The sequence below is a fragment of the Williamsia sp. genome (assembly GCF_016462415.1).
In the GTDB taxonomy this organism is placed as follows: Bacteria; Actinomycetota; Actinomycetes; order Mycobacteriales; family Mycobacteriaceae; genus Williamsia_A.
Genome location: NZ_JAEMTF010000072.1, coordinates 1 through 9,153, shown reverse-complemented (window position 1 = coordinate 9,153; position 9,153 = coordinate 1). Strand labels below are relative to the sequence as shown.

Annotated in this window: 11 protein-coding genes; 4 read left to right on the top strand and 7 right to left on the bottom strand. The window is 68.8% G+C overall.

All coding sequences use genetic code 11. The annotated features are described in order from the left end of the window. Nucleotides 1–936: aldo/keto reductase (locus JHC79_RS16290; protein WP_296392674.1), on the top strand; the 936-nt coding region annotated here is incomplete at its 5' end. A gap of 12 nt (nt 937–948) precedes the next feature. Next, nucleotides 949–1,722: an aldolase/citrate lyase family protein gene (locus tag JHC79_RS16285; RefSeq protein WP_296392672.1), complete on the top strand. Its 774-nt coding sequence runs from the start codon at nt 949–951 to the stop codon at nt 1,720–1,722. 37 nt (nt 1,723–1,759) lie between these two features. Here the strand turns inward: JHC79_RS16285 and JHC79_RS16280 are convergent, their stop codons facing one another. Next, nucleotides 1,760–2,779, bottom strand: a complete 1,020-nt coding sequence (locus tag JHC79_RS16280) for an LLM class flavin-dependent oxidoreductase (protein ID WP_296392704.1) — start codon at nt 2,777–2,779, stop codon at nt 1,760–1,762. Between the two features lie 215 nt (nt 2,780–2,994). On the opposite strand from JHC79_RS16280, the gene JHC79_RS16275 reads away from it, so the two are divergent. Next, the gene (locus JHC79_RS16275; protein WP_296392669.1) at nt 2,995–3,432 is read left to right on the top strand and encodes a MaoC/PaaZ C-terminal domain-containing protein; all 438 of its coding nucleotides are present in this window, start codon (nt 2,995–2,997) and stop codon (nt 3,430–3,432) included. Nucleotides 3,433–3,453: 21 nt separating this feature from the next. On the opposite strand, the gene JHC79_RS16270 is transcribed toward JHC79_RS16275, so the two are convergent. Both JHC79_RS16270 and JHC79_RS16265 read right to left on the bottom strand, forming a co-directional pair. Further along, nucleotides 3,454–4,197, bottom strand: a complete 744-nt coding sequence (locus tag JHC79_RS16270) for a dienelactone hydrolase family protein (protein ID WP_296392667.1) — start codon at nt 4,195–4,197, stop codon at nt 3,454–3,456. Nucleotides 4,198–4,222: 25 nt separating this feature from the next. Further along, nucleotides 4,223–4,984 (bottom strand): SDR family NAD(P)-dependent oxidoreductase, encoded by a 762-nt coding sequence (locus tag JHC79_RS16265; RefSeq protein ID WP_296392665.1) that lies wholly within the window; start codon nt 4,982–4,984, stop codon nt 4,223–4,225. A gap of 42 nt (nt 4,985–5,026) precedes the next feature. Here JHC79_RS16265 and JHC79_RS16260 point away from each other — a divergent pair, with 42 nt between their 5' ends. Then, nucleotides 5,027–5,881, top strand: a complete 855-nt coding sequence (locus JHC79_RS16260) for a helix-turn-helix domain-containing protein (protein ID WP_296392663.1) — start codon at nt 5,027–5,029, stop codon at nt 5,879–5,881. Here JHC79_RS16260 and JHC79_RS16255 read toward each other — a convergent pair. The 4 genes from JHC79_RS16255 to JHC79_RS16240 form a co-directional block, all read right to left on the bottom strand. Continuing rightward, nucleotides 5,812–6,216: a DNA polymerase ligase N-terminal domain-containing protein gene (locus JHC79_RS16255; protein ID WP_296392660.1), complete on the bottom strand. Its 405-nt coding sequence runs from the start codon at nt 6,214–6,216 to the stop codon at nt 5,812–5,814. The genes JHC79_RS16260 and JHC79_RS16255 overlap by 70 nt on opposite strands. Further along, nucleotides 6,216–7,826, bottom strand: a complete 1,611-nt coding sequence (locus JHC79_RS16250) for an MFS transporter (protein WP_296392658.1) — start codon at nt 7,824–7,826, stop codon at nt 6,216–6,218. The genes JHC79_RS16255 and JHC79_RS16250 overlap by 1 nt, the downstream gene beginning before the upstream one ends. Further along, nucleotides 7,823–8,662 carry an NmrA/HSCARG family protein gene (locus tag JHC79_RS16245; protein ID WP_296392656.1) on the bottom strand — a complete coding sequence of 280 codons (840 nt, stop codon included), beginning with the start codon at nt 8,660–8,662 and terminating at the stop codon, nt 7,823–7,825. Before JHC79_RS16245 ends, JHC79_RS16250 begins: the two co-directional genes overlap by 4 nt. 48 nt (nt 8,663–8,710) lie before the next feature. Beyond that, a partial coding sequence (locus tag JHC79_RS16240) for a DUF6764 family protein (RefSeq protein ID WP_296392654.1) occupies nt 8,711–9,153 on the bottom strand: 443 nt, incomplete at its 5' end.

Sequence of the window (9,153 nt, the reverse complement as noted above, 5' to 3'; positions counted from 1 at the left end):
GGACTCGTCCTCGGGACGATGACCTTCGGCGACACCGCCGACGCCGCCACCTCGGCGAAGATGGTCGACGCCGCACTCGACGCAGGCATCCGACACATCGACACCGCCAACGGTTACGCCGGGGGAGAGTCCGAGCGGTTGCTCGCGTCCATCCTCGCCACCCGCCGGGACGACGTCACCCTCGCGACCAAGGCGGGTATGCCCAATCCCGATGCGGGCGAGCACTCCCCGCTGTCGGCGGCGGGTCTGCGCGCGAGCCTGGAGGCCAGTCTGCGTCGGCTCGACACCGACCACGTCGACCTGTTCTACCTGCACCAGCCCGACCGCGCGGCGTCGCTGCACGAGACCCTGACGACCGTCGCCGAACTGGTCGCCGAGGGCAAGATCGTCGAACTCGGTGTCTCCAACTTCGCGGCCTGGCAGATCGGCGAGCTCAACCACGTCGCCGACGAGGTCGGTGCGCCCAGACCGGTTGTCGCCCAGCAGCTGTACAACCTCATCGCCCGTCGTATCGAGGACGAGTACACCGAGTTCGCCTCGGTCACCGGGCTCGCCACCATGGTCTACAACCCGCTCGGCGGCGGTCTGCTCACCGGGCGACACACGTTCGAGGCGGCGCCCGACGAAGGTCGTTTCGGCGACTCCCGGCTCGCCGCGATGTACCGCGAGCGGTACTGGAACGCCGAGTTGTTCGAGGCGATCACCGCGTTGACCGGCGTCGCGAGCAACGCCGGGATCCCCCTCGTCGAGCTGGCGCTACGCTGGCTGGTGTCGAAGCCGGCGACATCGTCGCTGCTGCTGGGCGGGTCGAAAGTCGAACAGCTGCAGTCGAACATCGCCACCGTGGCCAAAGGCCCGCTGCCCGCCGACGTCGTCACGGCGTGCGACGAGATCGGTGCCGCGCTGCGGGGTCCGATGCCGAACTACAACCGCTAGGAGCTCCTCGAGATGACCCGCAGAACCGCGGCCCGCGACTTTGCCGCCCGTGTCCGCGCCCGCGACCGGATCCTCGGCTACTGGTCGGTGATCGACAGCCCCGTCTCCACCGAATGGCTCGCCCACGTCGGGTGGGACTACATCGCACTCGACCTGCAGCACGGCCTGATCGGCTACTCCGGCATGCTCGCCGGCATCACCGCTATCGACGCCGCCGAGGGTCCCGTCGGACTCGTACGTGTGGAGAGCAACGACCCCACCCCGATCGGTCGGGCGCTCGACGCCGGTGCCGCCGGAGTGATCGTCCCGCTGGTCAACTCGGCCGAGGAGGCCGCCGCCGCGGTGGCGTCGGCCAAGTACCCGCCGGTCGGAGTCCGGTCGTACGGACCCATGCGGTCGCAGTTGCGGATCGGGCCGGTCCCGGCCGAGGCCAACAGCGAGACCATCGTCCTGGCGATGATCGAGACGCCACAGGGGTTGGCGAACGTCGCCGAGATCTGCGCGGTCGAGGGACTCGACGGCATCTACGTCGGCCCGTCGGACCTGCGGATCGCCGTCGGCGGTGCGCACTCCAACGACCCCGCCGTCGACGCCGAGTTCGAGGCCGCGTTGACCACGATCCGCGAGGCCGCGGCCGCCGCCGGCATCACCGCGGGGATCCACACCGCATCCGGTGAGCTGGCCGCCAAGCGACTGGCCGAGGGCTACACGCTGGCGACCGTCGCCTCCGACCTCACGCACCTCAAGGCCGTGTCGCAGTCGCATCTGGACGCGGCTCGCGGCTGAGGCGTCAGAGCGCGTCTCTGTGGAGCGCGCAACTCACTCAGCGCCAGCCGAGCTCCGGTGCGACCTCGGTCAGAATCGATTCGATGACGTGCGCGTTGTACTCGACGCCCAGCTGATTGGGGACCGTCAGCAACAGCGTGTCGGCCTCGGCGATGGCCGAGTCCTCCGCGAGCTGCTCGATGAGCTTGTCGGGCTCGTCGGCGTATGACCGCCCGAACCGTGCGATGCCGCCGTCGATGTGGCCGACCTGGTCCGCCTCCGTGCCACCGCGCCCGAAGTATGCGCGGTCGCGGTCGTCGGTGATGGCGAAGATGCTGCGGCTCACCGACACCCGCGGGGTGAACGCGTGGCCGGCGTTCTCCCACTCCTTGCGGAAGACGCGGATCTGCTCGGCTTGCAGCTCGTGGAACGGGACACCGGTGTCCTCGGTCAACAGCGTCGAGCTCATCAGGTTCATACCCTGCCGCGCTGTCCACTCCGCCGTCGCTCGGGTGCCCGCACCCCACCAGATGCGCTCCCGCAGACCCTCCGAGTGCGGCTCCAACCGTAGCAGGCCCGGCGGATTGGGGAACATCGGCCGCGGGTTCGGGCGGGCGAAGCCCTCTCCCTCGAGTGCCTGCAGGAACACCGCGGTGTGGCGACGTGCCATATCGGCGTCGGTCTCACCCTCGGCGGGCGCGTAGCCGAAATACTTGTAGCCCTCGATCACCTGCTCGGGCGACCCCCGGCTGATGCCGAGTTGCAGCCTGCCCCCGGAGATCAGGTCCGCCGCGCTCGCATCCTCGACCATGTACAGCGGATTTTCGTACCGCATGTCGATGACACCCGTACCGATCTCGATACGGGACGTCCGTGCGCCCACCGCGGCGAGTAGCGGGAACGGGGACGCGAGTTGACGCGCGAAGTGGTGCACACGGAAGTAGGCACCGTCCGCGCCGAGCTCCTCGGCCGCGACGGCAAGGTCGATGGACTGGGTGAGCACATCGGCCGCGGACCGCGTCTGCGACTGCGGGGACGGCGTCCAGTGCCCGAACGAAAGGAACCCGATGTTCTTCATGATCGCCATAACGGACCCCGGTCCGTTTGTATTCCAGAAATGGCCTGAACGCATGCGTCCGGGCCGGCGTCGACCCCTGACCCAGACGATCAGTAACCACCCAGCTTTGACGGAGGCGAGCCACCCTGGTCGCCGAGGTTCCCGCGTCTTCCGATACCAATGACTCGGAGCGCGGACGCGCTCGGAGGTGATGTGGAATCGAGGACCCGGAGACGATGTCAGAGTTGCTGTACGCCGAGGACCTGGTGATCGGTTCCGAATGGGACCTGGGCAGCTGCCTCGTCACCGAGCCCGAGATCATCGAGTTCGCGCGGCAGTGGGATCCGCAGGGATTTCACGTCGACCCCGACATCGCCGCCGCCGGGTTCTTCGGCGGCATCATCGCCAGCGGCATCCACACGATGGCCATCTTTCAGCGGCTCGCGGTGCCCGCGGTGTTCGACCGGTGGGCGACCATCGCCGGTCGGGGCATGCGTGACGTCCGTTTACTGCGCCCCGTCCGTCCGGGGACGACACTGACCGGCACGATGATCGTCGACGTCGTCGACCTGCACCGCCCCGACCGCGCCCGCGTCGAGATGACCGGGCGTCTGGTCGAGGACGGCGGGACCGTGCTCGAGATGACGATGGAGATCTCTGCGCGCCGACGCTGATCTCGGCGTCGGCGACGTGATTCAGCGCAGGGTGCGGGCGAACAGAGCCTCGAGTTCGGCGAAGCTGCGTTCGGCTCCGGCCTCCTGGTACATCGAGGTGTCGGCCATCGAGTAGCCGTGCGGCGCATCCGGATAGATCTCGTTCGTCGCGGTCAGACCTGCGGCATCCAGAGCGGCGCCCAGCGTCTGCACCGCCTCCGGCGGCATCGAACCGTCGTTGTCGGCGTGGCCGTAGACGAACTCGGCGCGCGCGGTGGCGACGGACAGATGCGGGCTGTCGGGCTGGTCGGTGACGAGGCCGCCACCGTGGAACCCGGCCGCCGCGACGACGTGGTCGGGATGGCTGCCCGCGTAGCGTGTCACCAACCGTGCACCCATGCAGTAACCGACGGTCCCGACACGGTCGCCGACGACGGCGTCGAGCCCGAGCAGCGTCTGATGGAACACCTCGGTGTCCGCCGTCGACTTGTCCGTCGTGAGATTGCCCATGCGCGGGCCGACGCCGGCGAAGAAGCTCTCGCGCTCGCCGGGCTGCCGCAGGTCGCCCTTGGGCATCAGTTCCTCGGCGGTGCCGTCGCGGTAGAACAGGTTGGGCGTGAGGACCACGTATCCCCAGGATGCGATGCGTTGCGCCATGGTGATCAGCTCGGGCCGCAGGCCGATGGCATCCATGAACAGCAGCACGCCGGGTCCTGAACCCGAAGGGGGAGTGGCGACGTGGGCTTCGACGTTTCCGCCGGGGGCATCGAATGTGATCAGATCCATCACTCCAGCGTACGGATCGCGGACGTCACCAGCGAAGGACTCCGCTGCGGTTGCTGACCGTCCCGGTGGGGCCGTCGGCCGGAACAGTCGCGAGCCGCACGATCTCATCGGTTCCCTCGGTGACGTCGTGCGCGCCCGCGCCTGCATTGAGATCGGTGCGGGTGTATCCGGGGTCGGCTGCGTTGACCCGCATGGTGAGGAGCGCTTGAGAGTACTTGAGCGTGAGCATGTTCAGAGCAGTCTTGGACACCGCATAGACCGGGGGCACGACGTGCCAGTCCGAATAGTCGTGTTCGACCGTGTCATGAAGGGACCCGACTCCGGAGGAGACGTTGACGATCCGCGCGTTGTCCGACCGCTCGAGCAACGGGACGAACGCGTTCGTCACCCGCATGACACCGAGAAGGTTGGTGTCGAGTACCTGCCTCGCGTCGTCGATCGACCCGCGTTCGAGTGGGGCGAAGGTCCCGGTGATGCCCGCGTTGTTGATCAGGACGTCGAGCCGGCCGTGCTCGGAACCGATCTGATCGACCGCCGCGTCGACGCTGTCCTGATCGGTGACGTCGAGGTGGACGAACTCGACGCCGAGGGCCGCGGCCGCCGATCGGCCGAGTTCCCGGTTGCGTGCGCCGAGAACGACCGTGTGCCCCGCCTGATGAAGCCGGCGTGCCGTCTCGTGGCCGATTCCCTTGTTCGCTCCGGTGATCAGCATGATGTCGTTCATGCGCTCGACGGTATGGCGCCGGCGGACCACCGGGAAGATGCCGATCATCGGTAGGACTGCCATCACCACCTTCGTTCCCCGCCGATGGCGGGGCAGACTGGAGCGATGTCGGTTGACCAGCGGGGAGTGGGGCGCCAGGACCTGCCCACGGGGTTCTCCTCGTTGCTCCGCGGATGGCGTGATCGCAGCGCGCCCGTTTTATCGGCGTCAGAGGTGCGACCCCGTCGGTCACCGGGGCTCCGTCGTGAGGAACTGGCTGCCCTGGCGGGGATCTCGGTCGACTACCTTGTCGAACTCGAGCAGGGGCGCGCGTCGAACCCGTCGGCGCCGGTCGTCGCGGCGCTGGTACGTGCCCTGCGGCTCGACCTCTCCGCCGCGGCCCTGCTCTACCGCGCGGCCGGGCTGGCGGCACCGACCTCGGCCGTGGATCGGTCGGTGCCCGACGGCGCTGAACGACTGCTCACGCGTGCCGATCGATGGCCGGTCGCGATCTACGCCGCCGACTGGTGGTTGCTCCGATGGAATCCGGCGTGGTCGGCGTTGATGGGCGACCCGATGGACCTACCCGGTCGGTCGCGCAATCAGGCGTGGTTCGAGATGACCGAGGACACCTCGGCGATGTGGGTGGACCGCGACGAACGCGAACAGTTCCGCGACGCACTGGTAGGCGACCTTCGCGTTGCACAGGTGGCGCACCCCGACGACGCCGAGCTCGACGGTCTCATCCGGGACCTCCACACCACGGGCCGGGAGTTCTCCGACCGATGGCGTACCGCGAGGCCCGCGGTCTACCGGGGAGCGCGAAAGAGGATCGACCATCGCCTGGTCGGGGAGATGACGCTCGACGGCGACGTCTTCCGTCCGGCCGGCTCGGACGTCCGTGCGATCGTCTACTCCGCGGTACCCGGGTCGCGCGACGAGGCGCGACTGGACTCGCTCACGAACGGGTGCTCGGGCTGATCCTTCGTGAGGTGCAGAAGCCAGTCGCGACCGGTGTTGATCAGGGCATATCGAACGACGTCCCGCTCGCCGTGGAGCTCGAACACCAGCCGTCGATCGCTGCTGTCGATGAGGTCCCACCACCCGTGATCGGCAATGCTCTTGTGTTCATCGGTGTAGGTGGCGTGATCCATGTCGTGATCTCCGACCGCCACGGCGAGACGGTCGTGCATGACGTCGGTCGGCATGCCCTTCGGTACCGCCCACGACCGGAGGACACCGTCCTGCTCGAGCCGCAGGTCGAAGTGCGGACGCGGTTTCCGGTGGTCGTGGAGAACGAAGACGGGGTTCACCATCACCTTTCCGAGGTGGGTCGAGGTGCTGGGTGCAGCGCGAAGAACCGATTCTCCTCGGTCTCGCCGCCGATTGTCAGCGCCACCGCCGCGACGATCGACTCGTGGTCGTAGCCGGTCCACCGTTCGGTGTGCTGACGGCGGTACTCCGACCACGACCCGACGGCGAACTGTTCGACGACGAGTTCGGGGTCGTCGCCGCTGCGGTACAGACGCCAGCAACTACCACCGGTGCGGCGCCGTCCGCGGGCCACGCGCGCCATCGCCCGCGTGAAGTCGTCGAGGGAGTCCGGGTGGACGCGGTACCGCACGGTCACCAACACCGGTCCGTCGTCGGGTGCGGGCTCGAAGACGAGCGTGGGCACTGGCCACGTCATCGCCACCTCGCGATCCAGCGTGCCGGTGCTGTCTCGCAACGGGAGGTGACGCACGCTCAGCGCGACCACCCCGAGTACGACCCCGGCCACGAGCAGTGCGGTCCGGTAACCGACCGCGGTGGCGACCGCACCCCACACGTACGACCCGACGGCCTGTGAACCCATGAAGACCAGGAGGTAGGCGCCCATCGCACGAGCCCGCACCCAGGCAGGCAGCGACAGTTGGATCCCGGAGTTGATGGTGGTGAGCGCGGCGATCCACGCGGCGCCGGCGGCGACCAACGCGGGGATCGCCAACCACAGTGGAGCGAATCCGAGGGCCAGGGTTCCGATCCCGAAGACAGCTGCGCCGCCACCCAACACGATCGACGCCGACACCGATCGTCGGAGGCGGGGGACCAGCACCACGCCGAGCAGTGCGCCGAGTCCGAGTACGCCGAGGATGCCGCCGTAACCGGCCGACCCCAACCCGAGATGTCTCGACGACGCAACCGGTAGCAAGGCCCACAGAGCCGACGCCGGGAACGCGAACATGGCGGCGCGCAGCATCAGTCGGCGGATCGTCGGCGCGGCGAGCACATACCGGACGCCGACCACGAGCGACGTCCCGATCCGCTCGCGCTCGATGACGCGGGTGTCGGGTGGGCGCCGCCAGATCGCCAGTGCCCACACCACCGCCAGATAGCTGACCGCGTTGAGCGCGAACACCGCGCCCGGTCCCGCGGCCGCGACCACCACTCCGGCCAGCGCCGGCCCCACCGCGCGGGCGCCGTTGACGGTGACGCTCCCCAGTGCCGATGCCGACGGGATCTGTTCGCGCGGCACCAGTTCGGGTTGGATCGCCTGCCACGCCGGCGACGTCAGCGCAGACCCGGCGCCGAGCAGGAAGGTCGTCACCAGCAGCCACGACGCGGTGAGCAGGCCGGTCCATGCGAGCACGGCCATGACCGCCCCCACCACTCCCGAGTAGATGGACAGGGCGATCAACATGCGGCGGCGGTCGAGGAGATCGGCGAGCACACCGGCGAGCAACGAGAACAGGATGGTCGGCGCGAGGCTCGCGGTCTGCACGAGTGCGATGACGGTCGGGCTGCTCCCGCGTTCGACCAGGAACCACTGGGCGCCCACCGATTCCATCCACAGGCCGATGTTGGAGATCATCTGCGCCAGGAAGAGGTTGCGGTAGACCGTGTTGCGCAACGGAGCCCATGCGGCACCCCCGGTCGTGGCGGTCATCGCGTGCTGATGACGCCGTCGAGCCATTCTCCGAAGGTTTGCCATCCGATACCGGGGTGGGCGGCGTGCAAGGTGGCCATGTCGGCTGAGTAGCCGTGGTCGCCGAGGTAGGTGAACATGGCACGCATGTCGTCGGATCCGAGTTCGGACGGGTCGGTGGCGACGGCGGTGACGTCGCGTCCCAGAGCCGCGCCGAGTGTTGCCGCCATCTCGTCGGGGGTCGGGTTGTCCGAGGCGATGTCGACACGCCGACCGTCGAACGTCGACGGATCGGTCAGCACCGCTGCGGCGAACCGGCCGAGGTCGCGACGCGAGAGCTGCTGCAGGGGTGTGGTCGTCGGAATGGGGAGCTCGAGCCGGCCGGTCGTTCGGATCTCGTCGAGGCTGCCGGCGATGTTGTCGTAGAAGTACGTGGGACCGATGACGGTGTGCGGGCGCCCGGAGTCGCGCAGCGCCGCCTCGACGACGGCCTTGCTCTCGAAATGCGGGATGCCGGTCCGGCGGTCGGCGTCCGACACCGACGAGAACACCAGATGCGGCACGTCGCCGGCCGCGGCGAGGATGGACATCCCCTGGTCGATCTCGGCCTGTGGGCCGCTCTCGAACGGGGTGGTGACCGCGAAGACGGTGTCGGTGCCGACAAACGCCGCGCGCAGGGCAGCTTGGTCCAGGAGGTCGGCCTCGACCACCTCGACGCCTGCAGCCGACAGTGCCTGCGCTCGTGCGGAGGTTGCGTGGCGGGTGACCGCCCGTACGGCCTGGCCTGTCTCGAGCAGTGCGGTGACGACGGCTCCGCCCCGAGCGCCGGTTGCACCGAGAACCGTGTGGAGCGACATGGCGTCCCTTCGAGTTGATCGGATCGGTCGACACCGATCCGATCAACTCTAGGAACTGCGGGTGCTTGCCGCCCCGCTTTCTGGGCCGTCAACACCCCGGATCGGGACGCGGCGGCAGCGGTTCCCGAGCAGGATCGGGCCGTTGCCGAGGTCGATGCAGCCGCTGAAGGTCTGGAAGTCACCCGCGAACGACGGTCCGCCCGAGCAGGTGGCCGGGTCCTTGCCGTTGAGGGTGACCGTCGCGCCGCGGCCCGCGATACCGATCGCCAGGCCCGGCTTGATGCCGGTCAACGTCGCCGAGGAGCGCGGGCCGACGGCAATCGCGGCGGGCGCCGAGTAGTTGGTCGCCGAGGACGTGGCCGTGCCGCCGTCGAGCCCGATTCCCAACGAGAGGCCGTTCCGTCCCGCGGTCGCACTCGCCGCGTCGGTGGTGTCTCCGATGGCGGCCGAGGTCCCGGTGGCCGACGAGGTCGCCTGGCAATCGGTCCGGA

Bases quoted from the DNA above. Each gene is read 5' to 3' on its own strand.
- JHC79_RS16260 (WP_296392663.1), top strand. From the start codon at position 5,027: ATGTCGGTTGACCAGCGGGGAGTGGGGCGCCAGGACCTGCCCACGGGG.
- JHC79_RS16280 (WP_296392704.1), bottom strand. From the start codon at position 2,779: ATGAAGAACATCGGGTTCCTTTCGTTCGGGCACTGGACGCCGTCCCCG.
- JHC79_RS16255 (WP_296392660.1), bottom strand. From the start codon at position 6,216: ATGGTGAACCCCGTCTTCGTTCTCCACGACCACCGGAAACCGCGTCCG.
- JHC79_RS16265 (WP_296392665.1), bottom strand. From the start codon at position 4,984: ATGGCAGTCCTACCGATGATCGGCATCTTCCCGGTGGTCCGCCGGCGC.
- JHC79_RS16275 (WP_296392669.1), top strand. From the start codon at position 2,995: ATGTCAGAGTTGCTGTACGCCGAGGACCTGGTGATCGGTTCCGAATGG.
- JHC79_RS16250 (WP_296392658.1), bottom strand. From the start codon at position 7,826: ATGACCGCCACGACCGGGGGTGCCGCATGGGCTCCGTTGCGCAACACG.
- JHC79_RS16245 (WP_296392656.1), bottom strand. From the start codon at position 8,662: ATGTCGCTCCACACGGTTCTCGGTGCAACCGGCGCTCGGGGCGGAGCC.
- JHC79_RS16270 (WP_296392667.1), bottom strand. From the start codon at position 4,197: ATGGATCTGATCACATTCGATGCCCCCGGCGGAAACGTCGAAGCCCAC.
- JHC79_RS16285 (WP_296392672.1), top strand. From the start codon at position 949: ATGACCCGCAGAACCGCGGCCCGCGACTTTGCCGCCCGTGTCCGCGCC.